The organism is Algoriphagus hitonicola (genome assembly GCF_900113375.1).
Lineage (GTDB): Bacteria > Bacteroidota > Bacteroidia > Cytophagales > Cyclobacteriaceae > Algoriphagus > Algoriphagus hitonicola.
On sequence record NZ_FOPC01000001.1, the window covers coordinates 267,843 to 294,832 of the forward strand.

At 43.2% G+C, this 26,990-nt stretch carries 23 protein-coding genes; 4 read left to right on the forward strand and 19 right to left on the reverse strand.

Annotated elements, in window-relative coordinates; translation table 11 throughout:
* Positions 1-43: 43 nt before the first annotated feature.
* The 9 genes from BM043_RS01250 to BM043_RS01295 form a co-directional block, all read right to left on the reverse strand.
* Complete coding sequence (locus tag BM043_RS01250; RefSeq protein WP_092788423.1) at positions 44-403, reverse strand: DUF2200 domain-containing protein; 360 nt, start codon at positions 401-403, stop codon at positions 44-46.
* Between the two features lie 26 nt (positions 404-429).
* Positions 430-1,374 carry a tetratricopeptide repeat protein gene (locus tag BM043_RS01255; RefSeq protein WP_092788424.1) on the reverse strand — a complete coding sequence of 315 codons (945 nt, stop codon included), beginning with the start codon at positions 1,372-1,374 and terminating at the stop codon, positions 430-432.
* Positions 1,375-1,415: 41 nt separating this feature from the next.
* Entirely contained in the window at positions 1,416-2,378 is a 963-nt protein-coding gene (locus BM043_RS01260) for an NAD(P)-dependent oxidoreductase (protein ID WP_092788425.1), read from the reverse strand.
* Complete coding sequence (locus BM043_RS01265; protein ID WP_092788426.1) at positions 2,375-2,866, reverse strand: VOC family protein; 492 nt, start codon at positions 2,864-2,866, stop codon at positions 2,375-2,377. Before BM043_RS01265 ends, BM043_RS01260 begins: the two co-directional genes overlap by 4 nt.
* Positions 2,867-2,871: 5 nt before the next feature.
* A complete protein-coding gene (locus tag BM043_RS01270) occupies positions 2,872-4,035 on the reverse strand; it encodes a mandelate racemase/muconate lactonizing enzyme family protein (RefSeq protein ID WP_092788427.1) in 1,164 nt (387 codons plus the stop codon).
* Complete coding sequence (locus BM043_RS01275; protein WP_092788428.1) at positions 4,032-4,919, reverse strand: sugar phosphate isomerase/epimerase family protein; 888 nt, start codon at positions 4,917-4,919, stop codon at positions 4,032-4,034. Before BM043_RS01275 ends, BM043_RS01270 begins: the two co-directional genes overlap by 4 nt.
* Positions 4,920-5,241: 322 nt before the next feature.
* Entirely contained in the window at positions 5,242-6,144 is a 903-nt protein-coding gene (locus tag BM043_RS01285) for an NAD-dependent epimerase/dehydratase family protein (protein ID WP_092788430.1), read from the reverse strand.
* A gap of 81 nt (positions 6,145-6,225) precedes the next feature.
* A complete protein-coding gene (locus BM043_RS01290; protein WP_092788431.1) occupies positions 6,226-6,666 on the reverse strand; it encodes a nucleoside deaminase in 441 nt (146 codons plus the stop codon).
* 69 nt (positions 6,667-6,735) lie between these two features.
* A complete protein-coding gene (locus BM043_RS01295) occupies positions 6,736-7,875 on the reverse strand; it encodes a DUF4221 family protein (RefSeq protein WP_092788432.1) in 1,140 nt (379 codons plus the stop codon).
* A 510-nt stretch (positions 7,876-8,385) separates the two neighbouring features.
* Between BM043_RS01295 and BM043_RS01300 the strand changes: the two genes are divergently transcribed.
* From BM043_RS01300 to BM043_RS01310, 3 genes are all read left to right on the forward strand, one after another.
* Positions 8,386-8,748, forward strand: a complete 363-nt coding sequence (locus tag BM043_RS01300; protein WP_092788433.1) for a hypothetical protein — start codon at positions 8,386-8,388, stop codon at positions 8,746-8,748.
* Between the two features lie 205 nt (positions 8,749-8,953).
* Complete coding sequence (locus tag BM043_RS01305) at positions 8,954-10,300, forward strand: outer membrane beta-barrel protein (RefSeq protein ID WP_092788434.1); 1,347 nt, start codon at positions 8,954-8,956, stop codon at positions 10,298-10,300.
* 207 nt (positions 10,301-10,507) lie between these two features.
* Positions 10,508-11,344 carry a hypothetical protein gene (locus BM043_RS01310; RefSeq protein ID WP_092788435.1) on the forward strand — a complete coding sequence of 279 codons (837 nt, stop codon included), beginning with the start codon at positions 10,508-10,510 and terminating at the stop codon, positions 11,342-11,344.
* An 84-nt stretch (positions 11,345-11,428) separates the two neighbouring features.
* Here the strand turns inward: BM043_RS01310 and BM043_RS01315 are convergent, their stop codons facing one another.
* The 10 genes from BM043_RS01315 to BM043_RS01365 form a co-directional block, all read right to left on the reverse strand.
* Complete coding sequence (locus BM043_RS01315) at positions 11,429-11,701, reverse strand: hypothetical protein (protein WP_092788436.1); 273 nt, start codon at positions 11,699-11,701, stop codon at positions 11,429-11,431.
* Positions 11,702-12,274: 573 nt separating this feature from the next.
* On the reverse strand, positions 12,275-13,321 hold the full coding sequence (locus tag BM043_RS01325) for a hypothetical protein (protein WP_143071015.1): 1,047 nt from the start codon (positions 13,319-13,321) through the stop codon (positions 12,275-12,277).
* The gene (locus BM043_RS01330; RefSeq protein ID WP_092788438.1) at positions 13,318-13,731 is read right to left on the reverse strand and encodes a hypothetical protein; all 414 of its coding nucleotides are present in this window, start codon (positions 13,729-13,731) and stop codon (positions 13,318-13,320) included. The genes BM043_RS01325 and BM043_RS01330 overlap by 4 nt, the downstream gene beginning before the upstream one ends.
* The gene (locus BM043_RS01335; protein WP_092788439.1) at positions 13,728-14,891 is read right to left on the reverse strand and encodes a DUF4221 family protein; all 1,164 of its coding nucleotides are present in this window, start codon (positions 14,889-14,891) and stop codon (positions 13,728-13,730) included. Before BM043_RS01335 ends, BM043_RS01330 begins: the two co-directional genes overlap by 4 nt.
* A 451-nt stretch (positions 14,892-15,342) precedes the next feature.
* Positions 15,343-18,483: a VPS10 domain-containing protein gene (locus BM043_RS01340; RefSeq protein ID WP_092788440.1), complete on the reverse strand. Its 3,141-nt coding sequence runs from the start codon at positions 18,481-18,483 to the stop codon at positions 15,343-15,345.
* 122 nt (positions 18,484-18,605) lie between these two features.
* Complete coding sequence (locus tag BM043_RS01345) at positions 18,606-20,063, reverse strand: DUF6600 domain-containing protein (protein ID WP_092788441.1); 1,458 nt, start codon at positions 20,061-20,063, stop codon at positions 18,606-18,608.
* Positions 20,064-20,428: 365 nt separating this feature from the next.
* Positions 20,429-21,433 carry a Gfo/Idh/MocA family protein gene (locus BM043_RS01350; RefSeq protein ID WP_092788442.1) on the reverse strand — a complete coding sequence of 335 codons (1,005 nt, stop codon included), beginning with the start codon at positions 21,431-21,433 and terminating at the stop codon, positions 20,429-20,431.
* Entirely contained in the window at positions 21,430-21,630 is a 201-nt protein-coding gene (locus BM043_RS01355; RefSeq protein WP_092788443.1) for a hypothetical protein, read from the reverse strand. Before BM043_RS01355 ends, BM043_RS01350 begins: the two co-directional genes overlap by 4 nt.
* 68 nt (positions 21,631-21,698) lie before the next feature.
* Positions 21,699-23,165 (reverse strand): Gfo/Idh/MocA family protein, encoded by a 1,467-nt coding sequence (locus BM043_RS01360; RefSeq protein WP_092788444.1) that lies wholly within the window; start codon positions 23,163-23,165, stop codon positions 21,699-21,701.
* Positions 23,166-23,242: 77 nt separating this feature from the next.
* Positions 23,243-24,700 carry a PhoPQ-activated pathogenicity-related family protein gene (locus BM043_RS01365; protein WP_092788445.1) on the reverse strand — a complete coding sequence of 486 codons (1,458 nt, stop codon included), beginning with the start codon at positions 24,698-24,700 and terminating at the stop codon, positions 23,243-23,245.
* Between the two features lie 98 nt (positions 24,701-24,798).
* On the opposite strand from BM043_RS01365, the gene BM043_RS01370 reads away from it, so the two are divergent.
* Positions 24,799-26,934, forward strand: coding sequence for a glycoside hydrolase family 97 protein (locus BM043_RS01370; RefSeq protein WP_092788446.1), 2,136 nt, complete (start codon positions 24,799-24,801; stop codon positions 26,932-26,934).
* Positions 26,935-26,990: the final 56 nt, after the last annotated feature.

The following is a 26,990-nucleotide window of genomic DNA, read 5'->3' on the forward strand; positions in this document are numbered from 1 at the left end:
TTGGTAGAGGGTTCAGGTGAGAATAGATGAGTGAAAATTTGACTCAAGCAGTTCTCAGAATCTTCTCCATCTTCTTACCCTTGGCCAATTCATCGACAAGTTTATCGAGGTACCGGACTTTTTGACTGAGCAGATTTTCAATTTCTTCTACCCGATAGCCACAAATCAGGCCTTTGATCAGGTGAGCATGGGGATTCAGATTGGCAAGGGCAAAAAACTCCTCAAAAGTTACCTTTTGCTCGATGAGTTCATGGATTTTCTTTTCATCAAATCCAGTCAACCATTCGATAACTTGGTTTAACTTAGCTTTTGTCCGCCCTTTCCTCTCCACTTTTGTGACGTAGTGAGGATAAACCGATGAAAAAGTCATTGATGCTAGACGATCATCTGTAGAGGAGGCCATGATTGTGAAGTTTTGTTTTTGGTAAATTACTGTTTTTTCGATTCATCAAAATAATAGATCAAATCACTTTCTGCTGCCAAATACCCAAAAGATGTGAAGGCTTTTTCATCTACCAGTTCCTTCATCATTTGGGTGGCCTTGAGGGTGTCTCCATGATACAAATACCAATTGGCAATTCCGTATCGAACGGCATCATTGGAGGGACTGCCGGGGCCTTCCTCCATTAGAGAATCGACTGGAATCCATCCTTTATATAGCTCACAAAGATCGGCATAGCTTTGATTTTCGATTACGGTGGAGTCAGCATGAATCGCGGCCAAAAGTGAATCGGCTTTTTCTGGATTTCCCAATCGCTGCTGAATCATATAAAGCCAATGGGTGCTTGATACGATATTGTCGTAATGCGAACCACTTTCTCGGCAATTGAGATAGGTATCGTAGGCTTTTTCATAATCATGGATTAAATAATACGCCAATCCTAAGTGATAATAAATATTTCCGTGAAGCGAACTTACGGGAATATTCATCGCATTGGGCATCCCATCCGGTTCGATTTCATTTTCGGTCCCTTGGATCAACTCGGCAGCTTTTTCCAAGTCAGCGATGGCTTTATCATATTCTCGGAGCGAAATATATCGATGCCCCCGGTGACGATAAAGCTTGGGTTCGTTGGGAAACTTTTCGATGCCTTTAGAATAAATATCAATTGCTTCATCATACTTTCCAATGTACGCTGACCTTCGTCCAAACCAAATCAAACCTTCGAGATCTTCGGGATTTGCCTCATAGGTAGATTTTGCTTCCTCATAGTGAGTCAAAAGCTTTTCGGGAGGATTGGGTATTGGGAAAGTTTTTCCCAATGGTGTAGTAAAAGTATCTTCAGTCAAGGTCTCCTCCGTTTCAATATCTGCTGTTTTTTGGTTACAGGAATACAATAACAATAAAACTGCTAGCGTGGATAGTGCTTTCATTATTAGATAAATTTGAGGTACAGAGGATTGAAAGTAGTCGTTTATTCGGTCAATTCTTTTCGATTGAATATGCAGTTTTCCATCGGTTCCCGACCACTCAAAATCGCAAGGGTATTTTCCACGGTCATCGTACACATTTGGGTGTAGGTGGTTTTGGTTAGGCTTCCGACATGGGCGGTGATTAGGGTTTTGGGATGTTTGATTAAAGGATCATCATCAGCCTCAGGAGGCTCTACAGCCAAAACATCTCCAGCAAACCCACCTAATTTTCCAGAATCCAGCGCGTTGAGCAAAGCCTTCTGATCAATGATTTTTCCTCTTGCCGTATTGATCAGCAAAGCGCCGGGTTTTAGTTGACCCAAAGCATTTTCATTGATTAGATTTTCGGTATCTTGAGTCAAAGGCAAATGTAAGCTGACCACATCTGAGTTTTCCAGCACCTCTTGCAGAGAAAGATTGGGGTAAGGAACGGCTTCTTTAAAAGCGCTCCAATAGCAAATCTTCATTCCAAAAGCCTCTGCTATCCGGGCGACTTTTTTTCCAATATTTCCCATCCCCAAAATCCCGAGGGTCTTGCCATGTAGTTCATCGCCCACATATTTTCCACGATCGTTCCAGCGTCCTTCCTTGACCATGGTAAAGGCGGTAAATAAATTTCGCTGTAGATTTAGCATCAGGCTGATGGTATGCTCTGCAATGGTATTGGCATTGCTATTTGGAGCATTGACTACTTTGATTCCACGCTTACTTGCCTCATTAACGTCGATATTGTCGAGTCCGACTCCAGCTCGGGCGATGATTTTTAAGCTCGGAATTTGGTCCATCAAGGGAGCTCGAACCTGCCCTTTTCCACGGGTGATTATTGCTGAAATATCATTGGATTTTAAAGCAGCTTGAAGGCTCGATTCGTCCAGTCCCATGATGACTTCTACCTCTTCGGTTGATTCCAGTATTTCCATCGCCTCCTCAGCTAAGGTTTCAAGAAGAAGGATTTTTGCACTCATTTGTTTTTGTGATAAAGGGTGGCATCCTTGGATTTATATCCTCGGAAGTCGTTGCGTCCAGAAACATAGATTCCCGGTTTGAAAAGCTCATCCTGAAAGATTTTTGGATCGATATCAGCATCAGGTGCAGAAGAGAGTTCGACGAGATTTCCTGAGGGATCACGGACAAACATCTGAATCGGTCCATCGGGAAGTTGGCGTACATGTCCCCAAGGTTTGACATCGATTACTCCCAGTTCTTTCATCCGCCAATAAATGGTGTTGATGTCATCCACTTGCAGGCAGAGATGCCCGCGGAAAGAAAAGACATCTTCCCACTCGGTCAAGTGAAGCTGCTGGTCTTCGTTGATTTTAAAAAAAGCCGTAGGATAGTCAAAGAGAAAAGCCGGGATTACCTCCAAGCCGAGTTCTTTTTCATAAAACTCGCAAGCTTCTTCCAAATTGCTGACGACCAGGGCCACATGATTGATGTTGATTGCTTTTGCCATGATTTTTATTGTTTGAATTCGTTTACAAAATCCCAATTGGGTGTCAATCCCAACCCGGGCAGAGTAGGTTGAGGAAGCATTCCTTGCTCGTCCACAGCGATTTTTTCTTCGACGAGCTCATACATCATCGGATTGCCTCCAAGGGAAAATTCGATCACATTGGCTGACGGCGAGGCAAAGGCCACCGACACGCCTGCCATAAAGGAAAATGCCGATCCCCAACAATGCGGGGCAAGTTCGAGTTGATAGGTGTGCGCTAATTGGGCAACGCGCATCGCTTCGGTGATTCCTCCGATGATGGCACAGTCTGGCTGCACCACATCGAGAGCTTTCTCCGCGATCATATCCCGCACATCAAAGGCCGTATATTCACTTTCTCCCGCAGCGATGGGAATATAGGTGCTTGCCCTCACTTCGGCTGTACCGACCCGATTATCCGGGCTGATGGGTTCTTCAAACCAATACAGATTACAATCTTCCACTCCCCGACAAAACTGCTTGGCTTCCGGTACACTGAAGGTACCATGAGCATCGGTCATTAATTTGATATTATCGGGTAAAGCTTCCCTTGCCGCGCGTACCCGCTTGATGCTTTCTTTTACCGAATCATCCATGACTCCGACACGCATTTTCACCCCGGAAAAACCCTTATCGGTATAGCCTTTTAGCTGCTCGCCAATGGCGTCTGCACCAGCCCAGCCACCACTGGCATAGGCGGGCATTTTATCCCGGCAGCTTCCTCCCAAGAGATCAACCACCGGGACACCCAGCGCTTTCCCTTTGATATCCCAAAGGGCAGTATCGATTCCACTCAAAGCCGAAATAGTCAGGCCTCTTCTACCCAAAATAGGAAATTTCCTTCCCCTTGAGAGCGCATAATGGTCCCGGGTTCCGTTATACACGATTTCCCAAATCCGGTTGATTTGTCCCACATCTTGTCCGATGAGGGCGGGTTTTAATTCATTTTCTATACAACTCACGATGCTGGCACATGATCCCGATGAACCTACTGCAGCTTTGGCTTCGCCAAAACCCTGCAAACCGCTATCTGTGGTCACCACTACCAGGGTCATATCAAAATTGGTCAAAAGCCCATAGTCGGATCGATGCTGCTTTTCTTTTGGGATAGGGCAGCGAAGCCAAAATGCTTCAATATTGGCTATTTTCATTGGAGATAAGGTTTGAGTTGATCGATGGATCGCTGAGTCAGCATGGTGTAGAATTCCTCCGTCACGGCTGTACTGCCATGATCTTGCAAAAATTTCAGTTGCTCAGGACTCAAGCCTTCGGGTGCTTCATCGATGGAATTGGGGTAGGGGTTGGCTGGAGTGCGATCGATTGGTGGGCAAAATTCGACCGAAAGGACTTGATCGTATTCGATTTCCTTCAAGGTGCTCATAATCCGTTTCCAGTCCAGTTTGCCCATACCGGGTGCCATCCGATTGTTGTCGGCGACATGGAAGTTTACCAGACGGGAACCCACCTGCTTCATCGTGTCAAATAGATCCACCTCCTCGATATTCATGTGGAAGGTATCTAAGCAAACACCGCAATTTGGACCTACAGCTTCTGCAAGTGCCAAGGCTTGTGCACCTCGGTTGATGAAATAGGTTTCGAATCGGTTGATGGGTTCGATTCCTATTTTGAGGCCATTCGCCTCGGTGAATTTATAAATCTCCTTTACTCCCTCCACGGCCCATTCCCACTCCTCTTCGGGGCGGGCATCAGGGATGATTTTGCCTACTGTTCCAGGAACCAGAGAAATAACCTTTCCACCCAAATCAGCTACCAATTGGCCAAGATCAAGCACGTATTGAACAGATCTTTTGCGTTGGTCGGGATTTTTGGCCAGTAGATTTCGCTCTTCCAGCATCAGGGTGACAGATCCCCAGCATTGGATTTGATATTTTTCCAAAAGCTCTTTGACTTCGCTACTCTTGTAGCTTTCCGGAGCTCCTTGAATTTCAAGATGAGTATAACCGAGGCCAGAAATCCGCTGAAGGGTGCTTTCCAGCGTTTCGGCTCGCATCCAGTTATGAATGGCTATTTGCATAAAAAAACAGGTTTTTGTTTGATTCGCTTTAAGTTAATTGAAAATTTTGAAAAAGGTGGAGCGCGCGATTGAATTGAGGCTTTTTAGGCTCAACCTTCAAAATATTTTGATGATCGGTTGAAAAATTTTTGAATTGGCTGGAAATAAAAAAGCCTGATAAATCGTAATTTCTATTGAATAATAGTTCCGCTTCTTTACCTATAGATACCTTAAAAAATAACATTTAGCTAAGTCGAGGTGCAGGAAAATCAAATTTGGCTTATCGAAAAACGCTGTTCATTTATATTGTTGGGTTTATCGGGCTAAAGTTCAATTAGGTTCTTTATTCCCCTTTCACATACTTTCTCCAATTGTGCTGCTCTTTGAAGCCTAGGACTTCCCTGATTTTTCGATTGGAAAATAAAGCTTCGTGTTCTTCCATTTCCCATTTCAGCGGGACTCCTGGGAAAAAACGCTTAGCTAATTCTTTGCTGGGAATGATTGCTCCGTTGTGGTCATTGCCGGCGTTGAAAATCTCAAAACCTAAGCCGTCTTTTTGGATGCATAAATCCACAATTTGCCCCAAATCACGGGCATCGATATAGCAGAAAGCATTTCTGCGCCTGACCTCGGGATGCTTAAAATAGTGGGGGAAAAGCGTTTGATATTCGTGTGGCTCGATGACATTTCCGATTCGCAAAGCGTAGATATCCACTCCAGATCGACGCTGAAAAGCACGTGCGGTTTGTTCGTTCACTACTTTGGAAAGTCCATAACTATCCATGGGGTCCACGTCATATTCCTCGTCTAGCGGAAGGTAATTTGGGTTGGTTTGTCCATCCGAAAAGCAAATACCATAGGTCGTCTCCGAAGAGGCGATGATGATTTTTTTGATACCGAGTTTTATGGCAGCTTCAATTACATTGTAGGTGCCGATCGCGTTGACGCGGAAAGTTTCATTATCCGGATTGATTAGAATCCGTGCGACCGCTGCAAAATGGACCACTGCATCGAATTTGGGCACGCCCGTTCCCGGCTCCAATTCGTCAAATCCAGCATAGGAACTCATGGCATTGAACATTTGGCCGGAGTCGGTGATATCGGCTATCAAATTATCCACTCCGGGATGGTCAAGGGGCTTGAGATCCACATTCATGACTCGATGTCCTTGGTCGAGTAGGTAAGGGATGACGTGTTTCCCGGCTTTTCCAGATCCACCGGTGAAAAAGATGCGCTGTTTTTTCATAGTAATGTCTTTTCAGAAATAAAGTCTGATTTGGATAATTAGTTTGCCAAATGGCCTCAAACTAGAGGAAAAAATCTTCGATTAGGGTTCGCCGATGTCTTCGTTCCACAGGCTTGGGTTTTTCTCAATAAACTCCTCCATCATCTTTACACAAGTAGGATCATTGACTACGACTACTTCCACGCCGTTTTCTCTTAATAATTTTTCAGATCCCATGAAGGTGCGATTCTCTCCAATGATGACTTTAGGAATGCCATAAAGTAAGATCGCTCCCGTACACATGGGACAGGGCGAAAGGGTGGTATAAATGACAGACTCTTGATAGACAGACGCTGGTTGTCTTCCGGCATTTTCTAGGGCATCCATTTCGCCGTGGAGGGTTACGCTTTTTTGCTGAACGCGCTTGTTATGGCCTTTTCCGATGATTTTCCCCTGATGTACCAAAACTGATCCAATGGGAATTCCTCCTTCTTGAAGTCCGATTTTAGCCTCATTGATTGCTGCTTCGAGATACTCATCCATAATCTGGTTTATTTGATCGGTTGTATTGTAAAAATGATTGTTTTGGATTTTTTGAAATCAAAATATAAGCTATTTGGTCACCTCGATCAACTGAAAACGCAAGAAATCCTCTTGGATATCGGGGTTTTCGGGATGGTCTGCAGAAACCCAGATTCCTTCGTGATCCGCAAATAGGTAGCGACCATGAAACCGGTCTGGCTCTAAGTCCAACTCGCCAACTTTGTTGAAATCCGTATCCAAAAAAACCAGTCCCCATTTCGAAGCCAAAAAAGCATCGGTATCCAAGGTATTGTCGGGAATATCTTCATGCTTGCCAACCCGAACGATCAAGTCCTGAGCGTCCAGAGAATATACATCGGTATAAATATCCGTATGATTGATCATTTTCATGATTTCATTCATATCGTCAAACATGTTGGGCAGGGGCGAGGTCGGTGGATCCTCAGGAAAGCTAGAAAGTCCGGCAAAAGAGGAATGAATTTCTTCATCTTCCTGATAATAGATGTTGCGGAAATTCAAATTGATGATCGGCAGACCTGTTAGGCCAACGGCAAGGAGTGGAAAAATGGTCTTGTTGAGGTTGGTGCCAACAAATTCTTCGGGAAAGTAACTGATAGGCGAAAAGGAATTTTCTGTGGAATCGTAGCGAAGAAGATTCGGGGTTTTTGTCAATTCCTCTGGCGAGAGGCTGGTCCATTCAAAGGTAAGAGGAAAGGCGGCAAAGTATAACTCATGCTGATTTCGGACGAAGACATTTGAAAACAAGCTCACCCCTTGTTCCTGCAATTCTTCGGTATTGAACTGGACTTTATGAATGATTTGACCGCTACTGTCGATTTTGATGAGTTGGTTGCTTGCAGTAGTCAGGAAAAACTCCCCAGGATTATCGGCAAAGATCCCGGCGATATTTTTGCCGACGCCATTGGGCCCTTCTGTTTCCAGCTGTACGGTATTCACCAACTTGGTTTCCGGGATTGAGTAGGTTAGGATTTGATTCGTTTTGTAATCAAATAGGGCAAAATAATCCACTCCGAGAGGCATGAAGTAAGGTTCCAATTGCCCCACATCGGCAGGCAGTGGAAAGGTTTTAAATTTTTCAGTTAGTTTAAATTGATAATCGGATTTTTCTGGTTCATCTACTTTTTCAGAATGACATCCAAAGATCAGGGCCAATGAAAAAAGCGAAAGGTATAAAAGTGGTGTCTTCATGGAATTCCTTTTAGAATCAAGGTAGTTTTTTCAGAAATAAAAAGAAAGGTTTAGCCTAATAAAGGGAATTTTTCCTATTTGACGATGTTGATAATTTCAGTTTCTTCAAGTGCTTTGAGCTAGTACTGATCAAGGCGGGGAAAAAAGAGTCTCAATTTTCAGGGATTGATTAGCGCAGGAGAAAATCCTCAATTCGCCATCGAAATGTAAGTCTCCAAAGAGGAGAGGATTATTTTCACGTTTCTAACGCTACGTTTTGAATGGCAGGGATACTTTTGGTAATCAAATCGGATTCTTCGAAGAGATCAAATATCATATTACCAAATTTAAGTAGTTTATATACAGCGTATTCGATTAGAAAAAGTGACGATAGATGGGTAAGCAATGCCTTTTCTTTGATTTAATGCCGATCCATTTTTTTCGGGGTAAGCAAACAGCAACAATATTAAAATAGTATCCGCATGCTTGGAAATCCAAAAAAGAATTACTTTTGATTCGTCAATTCATAAGATGAAAAAAAGGAATCTTTTTTTGGGGATTTTTGCCGCTATTTGCGGGGTTATTCTACTTTGTCTTTCATCAGAATTTACGGCTGTTTCTGGATCCGGGAAATCACTTCCTGTTGAGACTAAAAATCAACTGAGTGCTGATTTTCTTTATGCCAATTCCCATGCGATCCAAGTGGGAGTGGCTGTGGATTACTTTTCCAATTCACGGGAAATCTCAAAATTTTTTGAATATACACTTTGGATCAGCCAAAAACAGCGTAGCTTTTTCAGGGTATTTATTCCTAGTCTTTCCTCAGATCTTATTGATTTTTTAATCCACTTTCATCGCAAAGCCCTCATCTTTCCCTTCCATTATTTTTGGTAATGCCTCCTTATCCAGGCAGTCTCAAACATTCATGCTGTTTCAGTAAGCGTATTCTCTTTCCTAAGACTTACTAGTCAAATAGGATCAGGAGCCAATCGGCTATTCCTCCGATTTACGTCTGGATACAGTCTGGTATTTGGTGATTGTCTTTTTCCATTTTACTCAAAAAGGAAATCCTAAAGGCGTCTTTCAAAAATAATAAGCAATGAAAAATATAATCCTAACAGCTTTTTTGCTGTTAATGACCGCTAGTTCCTATTCCCAGAGCATTTCTGGAGATAAACATCCAGCTCTTAATCATCCTGTACAACTTAAAGCCAATTTTATTTCTTCGAGCCCGAATAAAATTTCAGGTCCTGACCAAATCAAAATGGATAGTCTCAAGTCTCATCCTCCCCATCACGATGAACTTTCGATTTCTTTGGGAGGGTATTTGGAGACATTCTATTCGTATAATTTCAACAAACCCTCCAATAACATCAATGCATTAAGGGGCTTTGATTTTATAGCCAACTCGCTGACAGTGGGAAATTTTGTAATCGGGACAGATGCCCGATACAAAAACTTCAGCACCCGACTGGCAATCAATATCGGGATGACCCCTAGTCAATTTTACAAGCAGGAACCCGTGACCCCGGCTAGTAATATGGTGCCTTCACTATCCAGTAGTACTTGGCAGATGATCCAGGAGGCATTGATTAGCTATGATTTTGAGCGGATCAAAGGATTGACCGTGCAAATGGGGATCATGGCCACACCGATCGGGGTAGAAGGTTTGCCGAGTTTTCAGACTTGGGTGGGGAGTGCCAAAAACCATCATATGCATAAAAAGGATTACCGCGAAAACTGGAATTTTTCGCGGAGCAATGCCTTCATCCATGTGCCGGATTATCATAGTGGTATCCGCATGCTCTACACTCCGGATGAGAAAAGTACGTATTCTCTTTACCTGATCAATGGCCAAAATATGGTCACCGATAATAATCCGCAGAAGACGCTGGCCCTCTCGTACCTTTGGACTCCCAAACCCGGTTTTTACCTCAGTGCATTGTACATGGGAGGAAACGAGAGGCCTACTGGTTCTGTGGAAGGCAAAAGCTGGAGACATTTGTTTGATTTTCATACCAAATTTCAATTGAGTCCAAAGCTTACCCTGATGGCTCAATTTGTTCCAGGATTTGAAACTACCGAGGTAGGAACCAACAGTTTTGTCATCAATGCGGTCTACTTAAAATATGACCTGTCTGAAAAGACCAACCTGGCCATGCGCTATGAGCATCTTCTGGAGCGGAAATCAGCGGAATCCAACTCGAATTTTCTGGAAACCTTTGACGAAAACCAAGAGGCTGGATTGTATGGATTGACCGGGACGGTTTCGCATATCCTTATTCCGGATCACCTCATGATCAGAGGAGAATACCGATATGACTATGGGACGGAGGATTGGTTTTTTGAGGGATCTTTGCAGCCTTCGGGAAACAACTATTATCCCTTTAAGACCAATACCAATCAACAAAATACCGTTTCTTTCAGCGTGGTAGGCTGGTTTTAATCAGAAGGAAGACGGAGGTGATACTTCCGGTTAGTTTTTTGTTTTCGTCATAAAAGATAAAAAAGAGGGCGGCACTGTGGCTGACAGTTGCTGCCCTTTTTTTGTCGTTTGGATCAAAAAGTTATTATTCATAACTTATACTTGACTAAGGATCAGCGATATATGAGATCTATTTTAATTTTTGTTTTTACTTTATCCAACGTTGTCATGACAGCTGCACAAGATTCCAATCGGGTTAATTATTCACAATTGGGGATTTCATTTCTTATTCCTGATCAATGGCAAGGCCAAGAAACGAATGGTGGTGTTTTATTGCAAAGTCCAACTATACCGGGAATCATCCTGATCGCTACTCATCGGGAGTCCTTGGATCAAATTCGAAGTCAAGCCAATCAGATACTTCAGGATGAACAAGGAACCTTCCTCAATCCTTTTGGGGACTTGGAAGAGTTGAGTCCCACGATGCTTGCAAGGAATTTCGAGGGTCAATTGGAGGGAAATCCTGCCAAAACCTATCTGATCAGTATGGTCAATCCTACAGGTGGTCTGGGGCTGACGATTTTGGTAGCTTCCCAACCTGGGCAATTTTCAGAGGACTTGAAAAACACGGGAATAGCTTTAGCCCATTCCGTCCAATTTACGAAGGTGGATCGATCGGCAGAATTTGAGGAATGGAAAAACTTTCTTTCCGGTTGGCGATTGACCTATATGCATTCCTATGATTCACCCGGGCAGAACCAAGGGAATAACTACGGAGGGATTTCTTCGGAAAGAAGAATCGATCTCTGTCCCAATATGAATTTTAGATATTATGGAAAGAGTAAAGTAATCCTAGATGGGTTAAGCCCTTCTTTTAAAGAGACCCGTGGTGAGGGGACCTGGGATATTGTTTTAGGAGCCGATGGTACGCCCCATTTGGAAATGATCTACACCACCGGAGAAGTTTGGGAATACAAGTTGGAATATGTGGGGGATAAGCTCCTGCTGAATGGCGAGCGGTATTTTCGAACCAATAGCGGGAATGATGCGCCTCAGTGTTATTGATTATTTTCCATTTTGACAGGTTAATTCGAACAGGAGGATTTAGTGGATTTATCCAGCCATTCTCTAAAACTTCATTCGATAGAATCAATTATCATTGGTAGGAAAAAGCGTCAAAGTTTGTGTGAAATTATCTAACTCATGAGGAGTAGCTTGGAGGATATCCGTGTAAACTTGATGGAAATCTTTCCACTTGGTCTGCAAGGTGAAGGTAGTCCGGCGGATAGGGGGTAAACCTTCTGGCCAAATTAAAGTAGCTTTGTAATAGTCAAAGTTTTTTCGCAGCCATCGGAACGAGTTAAAGTCAGGATCCTGCGTTTCGGCTAATATCCGGATAAAAATTTCGTCTTCTTCAAGCATTTTTGGTTTGGTTTAAAGGAGTGAATTTGTAGTTCAACACCATATTCACTACAGTCAACTACTTTTCAAAGAGTAGTTTGGTGTCAATTAAATAGCTCATAAACTCATTTCTTGAAGCTCATCTTTGGACCAGTCCAAGTCTTCCTTATTTATTTGGATATCTTCTTTTGCGTAGAATCCCAACGTTCTTTTTACCGGTTTGGGAGATTGGAGCTCTTTTCCAAAATACCCAACAAGTTCTCCTGATTTACCTTTGATAACCTTGATCGTTACGCCGTTTTTTAACTGCTCGATGACCTCCGAAAATCGGGCTTTAAATTATCCGATGTGCATGGTAAGAATCATAGCTACTTGTTTTATGCTCAAGTTAGTACAAACTTGTCAAGGTGTCAAGGTGTCAAGAGAAGTCAATTTTTATCTATTTTTGATAGTAAGGCGTTTTGCAAACTCGCCTAGACCAGGCCTAAAAAATTTGATACGACAAATAAGCCTTACGTTTGGGGATTTCCTTACTTACGAGTTCCTAAGATAGGAGTTAATTATTTTTTTAATGCAAATGAAAAATGGATATAGCTAATTAACAGTTTCAAAAGACTTTATGCCAATGTAATATTCATTTTCAATCTCCTCAATTTGAAGTATATTTCCGCATTCATCGAAGTCAATAATCCCGTCTAAAACTATTTTTTCACGCACAACTCCATTCGATAAAGAGTGCTTCGTCAGCAATTTTTTATAAGGCTTACCGCTCTTTGACTTGTTTGCTAATTCGTGTAGGATTAATAATTCATTTCCATTAAAACCAAATTTTTTCGTTTTATCGTTTCGATATTTCCGTTGCTCTTCTTCGGGAAGTGAAATATAATCGACGTCATTTGGTATTTTATATTTACTGTAATCGCGATTTTTGGCCAAAGTAAAGTCAAAATTGGAAATACTTTTTTCTTCAAAACGCAATTCTGTAACGCTAGAATCTCTTTCGATGAGTACTTGTGCCCCATTTTCATTAGATTTTATGAAAAACGGGTTCTTTCTTGTTTTAAAATTAATCCTTTGGATGGATTCTAGCGTATTTTCAACTAAGTTTTTTTTGAAAAAATTCACTACTACTTCGTCTTCTACAATCCGCATACCTCTCAAGATAACCGTACCCTCACCTATAACTACTAGGTCTTCAATACCTAAATCAGTAATGTTTAACGAGTAATTATTTACCTCTTCCCCTTGAAGATTATAGACATTAATTGTTCTGTTACTTTGAAGGAAATAGATTTTATCCCCAAAAACATCAAAAGCGGGTGTAGTTCCACTTATAAAATTAATTTGCTTCTTATTTTCTGAGAGTGATTTGGAATTGAATGACAGTTTGAATTCAATTTTCCGGTCTGGTGAGAATTTGTACGCGTCTCCCCAAAATGGCACAAAAAATATACATCCGCCATCACTGGTCTTTTTTAATTCAAATCCATAATTTCTGATAGCAGGTTCTATTTCCATATAGATATCCGAGATAACAAATGGCGAAAAATCGAACACTCTGCAATCATCAGAGATTGAATTAGTTTGGGAAGTACAGGAGAAAAATAGCAATGATAATAATATTAGTGCGTGATTTTTCATGGTAGGGATAGATTTTTAGATGAGTAGTCGATCTGGGTTACATTCATTAGATGACCATCCTCCCTAAAAGAAAAAACCACAGGGAAACCACTGACTAAGCCTAATTCTACTGCTAATAATTCAGTGTCAAAATAAATATTAGGAATAAGATCTTCTCCTAGTAACATGCCCGCTTTCTTTATGCTTTTTGTGACCACAATTATCTGATATTCATCGATTTTACTTGCTTCTTGAGTAAGAGTTTTATGATTTACAAAACAGCTAGTGCATCCGTCTATGAAAATAATTAGCACTTTATTTCTAATTGGGATTTCTAACTTATTCAGGTACTTTTCAATTTTATTTTCTTGGGAAGTCGTTTTTTTACAGCAAAAAAGACAAAGAATTGCTAAGAGGTAGGTATACTTCATCTGATTTCATACATATCGAATACTACATTGTCCTCATCTAGATTCTTGAAAAAAGGATTTGTTTTAGGTAAGTAAAGCCCTTTCTCACCGATAAAGGAGTGATATAAATTGTAAATATTGCCAGGGAAAAAATATTCGTCTTGAAGTTCCCAATTTTCATTATAAATCATAATACTGAAATCATTTTTGAATATAGAGGAAATTGAGTTATCTGTATCAGGATCGAAGTTTCTGCCTAGTTGAACAAATCTTAAATATCTTTTTCTATATGGGTCCTGTATGATTTTGCAATAATGGGTATTTGAAATAATTAATTCTAGACTTTCAGAAGGCCCTGTATTGGCTATGTTAGGAAAATCTTGATTTCGATATTTGCTTTTTGAATATATGAGTTTTTTATTTTCCATTTCAAAATCGAATATAATTATACTGTCTAAAGCATTCCAAGAATAAATCCATTGCATTTCAGAATCTAAAATTCGAGAAGAAACAGAAAGGTAGATAGGGAATGTTTTGTCTTGATAAAAGTGTGGGAATCCAGATTTTGGAAACAAAAATACAGAATCCGTGACAAGATTAAATCTCCCAGATAATTGGTGGTTTTCAGCTAATACGCCCGGGACAGCAGTATTTTTTAAGATTCCTTGATCAAAATATAAAGAGTTTTTAACAAAATAAGTTGGATTTGCGGAATTCGAAAAGTGATTAATCAAACCTGGAACTACTTGATTTTTATTAGAAATAGGAGAATACCTTTTAGAAATATCACCATTTGAATCTATAAGAGTAGTATTAAAAAGTGACATTTTTGGAAATATAAAAATGCTATCCTCATTTTGATAGAAAAAACCACCTAAATTAGTGATTGATTCGGGCCCCTGAGAATTAAATGATATTCTATGTATTAAATTTCCAGTTTCTAACGAGTAAATATCTAAACTTTGATTGACCAAATTTAAATTTAGAAAGGATTCATTCTTTGAAAATTTATTAATTTGATGATAATTGAATTCAGGAGTTGATTTTTCATCCAAATGTAAAATTAAAGAATCCGCTAGGACCAGATTGCTTTCGAAACCGATCCCAGCTTTTTCTTTTTCACTTTTGCAGGAAGTCAATGCACATATTGCAAACAGTGTGTTTAGTATGATTTTCTTCATGAATCAATTGATATCATGTGGTTTATCCAAAAGTAGGAGCGGACATGCAATCACTATGTGAACCTGCACAACCTCCACTTGGAAGCAGCGTGCTATAAACTTGAATATTTCCGTTGCAATCATATACTGATGCATCAGGATCGCCCGAACAAGGACCACCTCCTGAAACAAGTTCGCATCCTTCGGAAGGTGGAAGTCCGCAGTCTGCGAATAGGCTAATTTGGAAACAAAATACCATAACTATGGTAATGGATAGGAAAATTTTTATTTTTTTCATGGTTATTTTGTTATTAAATTTCTTAAAGATATATATATATATAAGAAGCAAATAAAGGGTGGGTATTTTTTAAAAATTTTCAATTTTTTTTAGAGTTCGTCTAATAATGTTGAATTAAAACCTCAATTGAATAGATTCCTTCCTTTCTAATTTTCAATTGGTTAAGCCATTATCTTACTCCACAAATAACACCCCGACTCCCTTCTCCGTAGCCAATTCATTAAATCCCGGAACAGCCGTCTGAATCAGTCTTTCTCCCTCGGCTTTTAACGTATTCCATTCTTCCATTAGTCGGGCATATTCGGTCCTGGTGCCTTCATTGATTTTGGGAATGCTGCTTTCTCCATGGTTGAGCATAAAGAGGAAATTGGCGGTGAATTTATTTGGAAAATTCTCCACATCGTCGTAAGCGGTTGAGCGGCGCTGAATCATCTTTTCGTCCCAGGCTTTGAGCGCTTTCAGCAGGTTTTCTCCTTCAGTTTTCAAGGCCGCATATTCACTTTTGCCTTCCAGTTTTTTCAGGAGGTTGGCAAGTTGATCCTGATAACCCTTGGCGGTATTCACCATCTCATGCATGGTCATCACTTCGGCTTCCAAGTTGCTCATCCAGTCATGGTAGGCCTGATAGTCTGCTTGACTCAACTTGTAAGCAGGGATATCCTTGATTTGGGCTTTGGATTCGGCTGTCATTCCCTCGCCGCTCAGTCGGATGGTATAGGTTCCCGGGATGGCTTTATGCCCCCGATAGCTTGACTCGATGTAAGCTCCCGGAATGCCCGGCATGGTCGGATAGCGCAGGTCCCAGACAAATCGGTTTAGCCCTTTTCGGGTGGAAATCGTCGGTTCCAAAGGAGGTCCACCGGCCCAAGTTTTGGCTTCGGGATCTTTTTTGGAGGAAATACTTCTCACCAAATTTCCTTGCGAATCTAAAATCTCTAAAGTCAATTCCGTAGAGTCTGAAATAGACTCCGGAAGGGAATAATGAATCACCATGCCATTGGCGGGATTCAATCCCTCGAAAGGATGAGTACCTGAAAAATCCTCCAGATTACCTCCATTCATAGTGGAGTACCAGTTGCCCAAGAGCGCATCTTCTGGCGAATATAGCGTGATTTCCTCTACTTGTTCTTTCACCTCACGTACCACATTCAGTTCGTCCAAAATCCAAAAAGATCGACCCGAAGTCGCTACGATCAAGTCATCATGGGCGATTTTCAAATCGGTAATGGGCGTGATCGGTAGATTAAGCTGAAAAGTATTCCAATTTGCTCCTCCATCTCGGGAAATGTACATGCCCTGCTCGGTACCGGCAAATAGCAATCCCTTTTTCTCAGGATCCTCCCGGACTACCCTGATAAATGCTCCGTAAGGAATTCCCATGGAAATATTCACCCAGCTTTTGCCGTAGTCCGTGGTCTTGTAAAGGGCAGGAGTGTAGTCATTGAATTTGTATCGGGTAGTCGCAATATAGGCCGTTGCGGGATCATGTGGGGAAACCTCAATGGCATTGATTAGGCATTCCTCTAAATCTTTCGGCGTGACATTCGTCCAGGTTTTTCCATTGTCCTGAGTCAAGTGTACCAATCCATCATCACTTCCCACCCAGATCACTCCGGCTTCATGGGGGCTTTCCATCAGATAGGCGATGGTCCCATAGTTTTCAGCACCTACGGCTTCATTGGTAAAGGGCACGCCGGGAGTTCCCTGTTTTTCTTTCTCATTTCGAGTCAAATCCGGAGAAACTTCTGTCCAGCTTTGACCCCAATCTTGAGTTTTCAGCAGCACTTGGGCAGCATGATAAAAGGTATTGGGTTCATGCTGTGACCAAATAATGGGCGCGTTCCAATTGAAGCGGTATTTCATGTCTTTTGCGCTCATTCCTAGGTATTGGATCGGGGCCGCCATGATATTGGTCGAACCCTGAGTTTCCATATCCAGCACTTCAATGGTCCCCTGATAGCTGCCACCGAGGACGTATCTTGGATCATCCGGATCAAAGGCTAAAAATGCGCTTTCCCCACCTGCGGAATAATTCCAATGCTCCTGACCAATGCCACTCCGGCCCAAAGCCATGCTGGAAATGACCACAGAAGTATTATCCTGCTGCCCGGCATAGATCCGGTAGGGGAACTGATTGTCGGTATTAATCCGATAAAATTGCGCCGTCGGCATATTGCTCTGGGTGGACCAGGTTTTTCCTCCATTAAAAGAGATCGAACCTCCGCCATCATCCGCCAAAATCATGTTGTTGGAGTTTTTGGGATTGATCCAAAGGTCATGGTAATCTCCATGTGCTCCGTCTATGGCTTCGAAAGTCTTTCCGCCATCAAAGGACTTCAACATCGGCGCACTTTGCACCCAAACGGTATTTTCATCATTCGGATCGGCAAACACCTCGATGTAATACCAAGCCCGCTGAGTGAGTCGATTATCCTTGTTGACCAAGGTCCAGCTTTCTCCGGCATCATTCGAGACAAAAAGTCCGCCTAAATCTTTATAAGTATCACTTTCTATCAAAGCATAGACTTTGTTGGAATTGGCACGGGAAACAGAAATGGCCATTTTGCCTTTTTGCTCCGGTAATCCGTTTTCGATTTTTTTCCAAGTTTCTCCCGAATCGGTGGATTTGTACAGCCCTGAACCCGGACCGCCTGATTTCACTTGCCAAGGGAAACGCTGATGCTCCCACATGGCGGCGTAGAGGATTTCGGGATAGTTCATATCTATGGAAAGCTCCACGGCTCCCGTTTTATTGTCTACGAATAGAATCTTTTCCCAAGTCTCACCTCCATCGGTGGATTTGTACACACCCCGCTCTTCATTGGGCGCATATAGGGCTCCCTGTGCTGCTATATAGACAATGTCTGGGTTGCTGGGATGAATTTGGATTCGTGAGATATGTTGGGTTTGTTCCAGACCCAACTTTTTCCAGGTTTTGCCCGCATCGGTGGATTTGAGGACGCCATCTCCATAGGAGGTCATCACACCGCGTGGAGCATGCTCGCCCATACCCACGTAGACGATATTGGGGTTACTTTCGGAGACTGCCACGGCACCTACCGAACCTGTAGTAAAAAATCCATCGGAGATGTTTTCCCAATGCTGTCCTGCATCGCTTGTTTTCCAAAGTCCTCCGCCGGTAGTGCCGAAATAGTAGGTCAATGGATCATCCACTACTCCGGTGGCTGTCACCGATCTTCCGCCACGAAAAGGACCGATATTTCGGTATTTGATCGGAAGATTTTCGTCAAAGTTGACTTGGCCAATTGCCTCAAACAAAATAAAGGCAAAGACCACAAAGATGCTATTCTTCATGATTTGGTGGTTTTGGCTTTAAGTTAGGGAATTGAGCTGAATTTTGGGCAAATCAAAAAACACCCGTGGACAAAAAAAAACCATCCCGAAAATTGAGATGGCTTTATACATATAATGTTTAATTAGTTGTTTCTTCCATTTCCCCTCGAACTTCCAGAGGATCTCGCTGGTGCTTTCTTAGGAGTAGAGCTTCTGGCAGGGGCCTGTACCCGAGTATTACTTCTCGCTGGAGCTTGGACTCTGGTGTTACTTCGAGCAGGAGCCTGAACTCGGGAGTTACTTCTTGCGGGTGCTTGAACTCGCGTATTTCGACTAGCCGGAGCCTGAACTCTGGTATTCGAACGTGAAGGAGCTGATTGCACGCTTCGCTGCCGGGTAGGAGCTGGAGCCTTTTTCACCGAAGGAGCCTGTCTAGATTGCTGCACTCTGCCACTGTTTGGCGACATCCCTCTTGAGGGGCTCGTTCTCACGCTTGATTCGCGACTTGGGCTTGCAGGTCTGCTTACCGTTCCTTGGCGATTGGCATTTGGAGCCGTTCGGGTCTGTACAGATCTTCCGTTTTGCTTGGGTGCCTGATAGGGTCTGCTTTCAAAAGTTTGGCCTCCTGCTGATCTTGGGCTGGAGTTTCTGTTTTGAAGTGTACCTGATCGGCTTGCACCGGTAGCTGCACGATTGGTTCCAGTACTATTTCTGATCGCAGGGTTTGCAGATCGGCTGCTCGGCGCTTGATCCATGGTTCGGCTTCTGCTTGGACTTGCTGCGGAGCTACCTCTACGATTCAGCGCTTCTCTGGAATCAACTACCCGAGAAGGCCGTGCATCAACTGATCTTCCATTGGTTCGGGCTAAATCAGGCCGATAGAGATTGACTTCATTTCGGCTCAAATTTGCTCTTCCGGGACGATCGCTTTGCCTCACATTGTAGACATTGACACGTCTTCTGGTGAGTTGCTCGACTTCACGTCTGCTAGGTCCGGCGATGTAGGTGTTGTTATTGTACACCACCGTATTGTTGATGATTTTGGTTCGGTTGATGATTTTCACGCGGGTATTGTGCGAAGCGTAATATCTCCAGCCGTAGGGATCGTACATTCTGCGATGAGGCAAGAATACCCAGTGAAAGCTAGGGATTCTAAAGCCAACCGAAACCGAAATCCGCGGTCCCAAGGGTGCCCATCCATAATGTCCTCCGCCACTTCTCCAACTCACCCAAGCCGGTCCCCAATCGTAACCCGGGATCCACGCCCAGCTTTGATAATAATCATCAAAGTACCATCGGCCATAGTGAAATGGCGCCCATCCCCAGTCGTAGTAGGATACCCAGGTATTTCCAAACTCGGTCATGACCCAGTGGCCATTGGTACCATAAGGATGAAAATCCTGACCTACTGCAGGAAGCCAGATGTAACCGTAATTGGCGTCCTTGACCCAGTCGCCATAAGGCATCAGTTCGTCATAAAATACCTGAAAGGATACGCCTCGGAAATTTTCAGCTTTGGCGTCTTGGGAGGAAAACAGGCCCAGGGAAATGAATCCCACCATCAAGGCCGCAATCCATCGGGAGAGAAGTGTAGTTTTCATGGTTTGTTGGTTAAGTTGGACAAATAATCAGGGCAGGTTTAGTGGTTGCTTTCAATTACCTAGATGCAAAATTTTACATAAAGGATGCATGCATACTAAATCTAAAACCAAGCCAAAATTCAAATCTTTTTGAAAATCGAACTGATTTCAATTAGTTTATCGTAAAAAAATTAATGAATGTTCGATTTAAATATTTTATTAAATGAAAATAAATTCATTTTTAAATCAACTTAATCGAAAAAATAAATTAATTGAATTTTATCAAGTTAAAAAATTTCAAAAGGATTTCTGAGTTTCTTTAAAAACTTTACGGAAAATGGCGGTTTGAGGGTTTTTGCCTTTTCCTTAATTTTTACTTAAGATTTTTAGAATATTTTTTGTTGGGTCAGTTTTTCCAAAACCCAATTGGTCCAGGAGGCGCTCTCACCAGTACTCGGGCAAGCACTTTTTCCCAATAAATCTTCGACAATCAAAGCAATTAAGGGTTGCTGAATGTGCGGAGGTAAATCAAACCGAAAATAGGCTTCCTCGGCTCTGTCTTTTTTAAGGTAAAATTCACCTTTTCCAAAAGTCTCAAACCGGATTTGTCCCAGACTCCCATCAATGATGATTTGATCGATTTGATTTTCTTGGGCACTGGCAAAGCTCCAATTGCCTGTACCTACTGCACCATTTTCGAAAGCAAAACTGCCTACTACGGTATCTTCGGCTTCATACAATCCCGCTTGATTGGTCTGAAAGCCGTAGGCATCCGTGATTTTTCCCAAGAAAAATTGGAGCAAATCGATTTGATGAGAAGCCAAATCGTAAAAATATCCTCCTCCGGCGATTTGTGGATTCACCCGCCAATTGTTTTCCAATTGGGCGATGATCTCCGGCTCGGGTTCCTGACGCATTTGGATATGGACAGTTCGGATATTACCGATTGCTCCCTTTTCGATCAAATCCTTGATTTTGACAAAATGGGGGAGTGCTCTGCGATAGTAGGCCACATACAGCGGTACATTGGCTTTATCACAGATTTCGATCATTTCTTGGCATTCTGTATAAGTGCGGGCCATGGGTTTTTCCACATAAACCGGTTTTCCAGCCTCTGCCGCCAATCGTGTATAGTGAAGGTGCAAATGTGGAGGCGTGGCGATATAAATGGCATTCACCTTCGGATCCTCGATCAAGGCCTGAGCATCGGTGTACCAGTTAGGGACATGATGCCGCCGTGCATAGTCTTTGACTTTTTTCTCATTTCGCCGCATTACGGCAATCAAACGACTATTTGGAACCAAGTTCATCGCAGGTGCGGACTTGACTTCGCATACATTACCGACTCCGATGATGCCCCAGCGAACTTCCGAGTCTTGAAATTTTTTCATGATTTTCCTTTAAATCGGAGACCATCAATCACCAAACTCAAACCAGTCTGAAACACAATCAACCCCGCGGTCCCGTACCAAAACCAAGGTTCACCCGAAAGTTTGTTGAGTCCGGCATCAATGCACAAGGAAAGACCGGTGCCCGTCAAAAGTAATCCACCGACGGATTGAAGCCAGTAACGTGTATTTTTAGTCATTTGTCTTTACGGTTAAAACACCAAAAGCCGCAAATACACGGCTTTTGGTTGTAAAATTTCTCTGCAATTTACACTTCAAATCCCGGACGATATTCTCTTCCGACGAATTGATTGGCTTCTTCCAAATTGGTAATTCGCATGTTCTCACCGTCCCAAAGTAGTTTTTTGCGGGCGAAAAACTCTTGACGACCTTGTGCATTTTCTTTTCTGAGCATGTAGCTTCGAATGGCGAGATTTCCCATCAGCACCGTTTCGGTCATCGGTCCGGCATAGTCAAAGGATGAAGTCAAACCTTGATGCTCAGTGGAACCAAATCCAGCTTTGCAAGCCTCAACCCACAATCGCTGATGTCCATATTCCCGCTCCATTCCTTCTTCGCTTTGAGGACCTTCCTCTTTCGTGCCGTCATTCAGATATAATTTTGGCATCAGAGGAGAAGAGTCGTTGATATTGGTGGAAATGATTCCTTTTTCTCCGATGATCAATACCCCATTTGCCGAATTGGCACCACCAATATCGTCATTGGCAGGGATGATATCCGGATGAGCAGGCCGGATTCCGCCATCCATCCAGGTCATTTTGATCGGGCTTTTGCTCTTTTGGGTTTCTGAAAAGTTTAGGGTAATCATCGAGGAAGCCGGGCAGCCCTCTGGATTATAATCCGGGGTCCACATTTTTGAGAAAACAGAACCTACTGAGCATTCTGCATCCAGTGGATAATGTAATCCAAGCGTCCTAAATGGAATATCAATCAAGTGACAACCTACATCACCTAGCGCACCGGTACCATAAGCCCACCATCCTCTCCAGTTGAAGGGATGAAGATTTGGGGTAAAAGGAATTTCCTCAGCCGGTCCTAGCCACAGGTCCCAATCCAAGGCATCAGGTTTGGCTCCCGGTTCAGGTTTGGGGAAAGGTCCTCCTTGCGGCCATACGGGACGGTTGGTCCATACTTCCACTTTTGAAACTGCTCCGATTCTGTCCTCATCGACCCATTGCTGAACCAGTTTAAGAAGCGGATTTGATCCGCCTTGATTTCCCATTTGGGTGACCACTTTTTGGGAGCGGGCCATTTCAGTCAGCATTCGGGCTTCCCGAATATTGTGCGTCATGGGTTTCTGTACATAGACGTGTTTGCCGCGCTCCATGGCGTATTTTGCCGCAGGTCCATGCACATGATCTGGGGTAGAAATGGTCACTGCATCAATGTCGGTTTCCTTGTCAAGCATTTCACGGTAATCTGCATAGAGTTTGGCCTTTGGAAAGCGATCGACGGAGCTTTTGGCGGAGCCGGAAAAATCCACATCACAAAGTGCCACTACACGTTCCCTTCCTCCCACAGAAGCCAATTCGATATCGCTGGCACCTTTTCCTCCCGCACCAATGGCAGCCAAATTCAGCTGATCCGAAGGTGCGGTAAATCCTGCTCCTCCGAGGACATGCCTCGGAACAATAAGAAATGAAGAGGCTATTGCCGCATTTTTAATGAAATCCCTTCTGGATTGGCTCGAAGGTTCTTGGTTTTGCTTTTTCATAGGTTTAAAAAGGGTTTGTTGTTCAAGAGACAAGTTATTAATTCTTTTGGGCGGATGTTTTTTTTTGGTATTAAAGGTTAATTATTTTCTTGAGCTGCCAGTTCTACTTCCGGTTCAAAGGCTTCGAAAGGATATTGCCGAGGCAGGATTTCAATCCCTGAGGTTACTTTGAGCGGGGTCTTTCCCGCAAATGTCATTTCCACAAAAAAGCCCCGAAAACCCTGTTCAGGTTCTGTCATATTTACTTCCAATCGTCCCTCGGACGGCATACTGATTTCTTCCGCTGTCCAGTTTGGACCAAATTCATCCACTCGAAAATCCCGGGAAAACTGATTATACGCCGTCCAAACCTTGACAGAAATGGGAAGCTGATCTTTGGGCGTTTCGATGATAATTTTATCCTCGGTGACGTCCCAGCTGTATTCAGGTCGCTCTTGATCGCTCAGTATAGAAGCATAAAAGGAAATCAAATTTGGAAAGGCGTCAGATTCGCTCAGGTCATGTCCATAATTGGGTACATACTGAATGTGTTTTTCACCTTGGAGATCATCCCAATAAAACTCCCAGCTGTCAGGTTGGAAAAACTGGTCTCCAGCAGCGTTGATGAGTAATTTGGGTATGGATAAATCGTCCACGAATGAATAGGGCTCAGTGAGTTCAAGGAGTCGATCAAATTCGGAGGTTCCCATCCATTCCATAATTCCCTCTCGCACATAATCATTTACCGCAGGGGCCCAAAAGCCATAGTTTCTCCAATGATGCTGAAATGAAGGCTCCAGATTGAGTAGGTCAATGACTACAGGAGCAATGGCGATTACCCGATCATCGGTGGCTGCGGTAGTCCAAGTGGTCCAGCCCCGCTTGGATGCGCCACCCACGAAAAAATGCTTGAGGTCTAACTGATAATTTTCCTTTACTACTTCCGTGACCGCATCCATGGCCAGTTTTACGGCTTTGGTCATGGGAAATCTTGCCAGCCAAATCGCATCCTCATCCTTGGCTCCGCCTTCTAGAAATTTGCGCCAGCCGTAAGCAATGATTGCATCCTCATAGCGCTCCCCAAACTCATCTCCGACAAAAGTCAAAGGCTGAAAGGGAATATTATGAATCTGGGCCACTACAGAATTGGTCTGAAGTGCCGCAGCTTGGATTAATTTGTCCGGTTCGGTTGGCATGGGGGTATCTTTGCTGCCACCTCCGATCCACATCATCCCTGTTTCAAAGGTAGTTTCCTTGGGGACCATCAGCGAAACCCAGTGCCACCATTCGGTTTCATCGACCAGACTATCTTCGAGCCAATGCTGGGAATACATTTTCAATACATGAAAATCCGCCTTTTCTCCCTTTTCGGAATGAACCAATTCGAACCTAAAATTTGGATCGGGTGCTTGCACGTATTTTTTGAGCAAGTCTTCGCCTTGAGAAATTGAAGGTTTCTTCGTTTGGTTTTCTTTTGGAGATTCACAGGAAAAAAATCCCAAAATCAATAAGAAAATAAGGGGAGCGACTACTTTTGACAAAGAATTGAATTTCATAGTTTGAAAGGTAGTTTGTATTGAAAATCTACTAATTTTAAATGCTGGCTACAAGATTTGGCTGAAAAAGCTTTTCAAAGATCAAAATATTGACAATCATGCGAATATCCCGATTTATCCTTGCCTTTATTTTTACAATTTCTTCAGGAGTTCTTTCTGCCCAAGAAATCTCCTCGCCAGACGGCAGCTTTACCTTGAGCTTTTCGCTGGATGCTAGTGGTGCACCTACTTATCAGCTGAATTTTAAAGATCAACCTGTTATTGAGTCGAGCCGGCTAGGCTTGGATTTGATTAATGATTCAGTAGACTTGCATATGGGGTTTCGGATTTTGGATACGGAAACTACTTCCTTGGATGAAACTTGGAATCCGGTATGGGGAGAGGAGAGTGAGATCCGGAATCATTACCAAGAGTTTTTGGTCAAGCTGGAGCAGGTGTCCACAGAGCGAAAATTGAATATTCGGTTTCGCCTTTTTGACAGCGGATTGGGTTTTCGCTACGAATTTCCCGTCCAAGAGGTGATGGGCCATTTTGCCATTGCTGAGGAACTCACCGAGTTTGCCATGACTGGAGATCATACGGCTTTCTGGATTCCAGGTGATTACGACACCCAGGAATATGATTATACCGAATCCAAACTTTCGGAAATTCGGGATTTGATGGAATCGGCCATTACCCCAAATGCTTCCCAAACTCCGATTTCGGAAACGGCAGTTCAAACGGCTTTGATGATGAAATCAGAAGAGGGGCTTTATATCAATATTCATGAAGCGGCGCTGATTGACTATGCAGCGATGCATCTGGAGCTAAATGATAAGCAAATGATCTTTCGAAGTCATCTGACGCCAGATGCGCAAGGGGTAAAAGGCTATTTGTACACGCCTGCGCAATCTCCTTGGCGAACGGTCATCGTCGGGGAAAGTGGAGCCGATATTTTGGCTTCTCGAATCACGTACAACCTCAATGAGCCTTCAAAAATCGATGAGACCGCTTGGATCAAACCGATGAAATACCTGGGAGTTTGGTGGGAAATGATCACCGGTCAGAGCTCTTGGGCGTATACTGATGAACTCCGAGCTGTCAAATTGGGTGAAACGGACTATTCCAAGGTACAACCCAATGGCAAGCATGGAGCGACCACTGAAAATGTGAAAAAATACATTGATTTTGCCGCTGAGCATGGATTTGACGGGGTGTTGGTCGAAGGCTGGAATGAGGGCTGGGAGGATTGGTTTGGCAATTCAAAAGATTATGTGTTTGACTTTTTGAGCCCTTATCCGGATTTTGATTTGGAGGGAATCGCCGCTTACGCTAAAAGCAAAGACGTGAAAATGATCATGCATCATGAGACTTCCTCGTCGGTTCGCAATTATGAGCGACATCTGGATGAGGCCTATCAGCTGATGAAGGACTATGACTACCCCGCGGTCAAAAGTGGCTACGTTGGAAATATGCTTCCCCGAGGTGAGCATCATTACAGCCAATGGCTGGTCAATCATTATCAGTATGCTGTGGAAAAAGCTGCCGAATACCAAATCATGGTTAATGCGCACGAGGCAGTTCGTCCGACAGGAGTAGCCCGGACTTGGCCCAATCTGATCGCCAATGAATCTGCAAGAGGCACAGAATATCAGGCTTTCGGGGGAAATAAGGCGAATCATGTGACGGTGTTACCATTTACTCGGCAGATTGGCGGACCGATGGATTACACTCCGGGGATTTTTGAAATGGATGTCTTCAACGGGTCTCATGTCAATAGTACGCTGGCGAATCAACTGGCGCTCTATGTGACGATGTACTCCCCGCTTCAGATGGCCGCCGATTATCCGGAAAATTACAAGCGCTTCCCCGATGCTTTCCAGTTTATCAAGGATGTGGCCTTGGACTGGGAAAAGAGTGTGTATTTGGAAGCTGAACCGGGATATTATTTGACAATCGCTCGTAAAGCCAAGGAAAGTGGAGAATGGTTTGTGGGAAATGTCAATGGGCTTGATGGACGAACGGGAGAGATACCTTTTGACTTTTTAGAAGAAAGAAAAACGTACATCGCCGAAATTTATTCGGATGCCTCAGATGCCCACTTCAAAACCAATCCACAGGCCTATGAAATTCGAAAGGTCCGGGTGGATTCCAAATCAGTTTTGGAGCAGTTTTCCGCACCGGGTGGAGGCTATGCGATCCGAATTTATGAAGCAGATAAATCTGAATTGAAAGGTGTTAAAAAGCTCAAGTGAGTGGAGGAAGTGGTCGGTGAAGACACCGACCACGGCGACATATATTCCAATCTCAG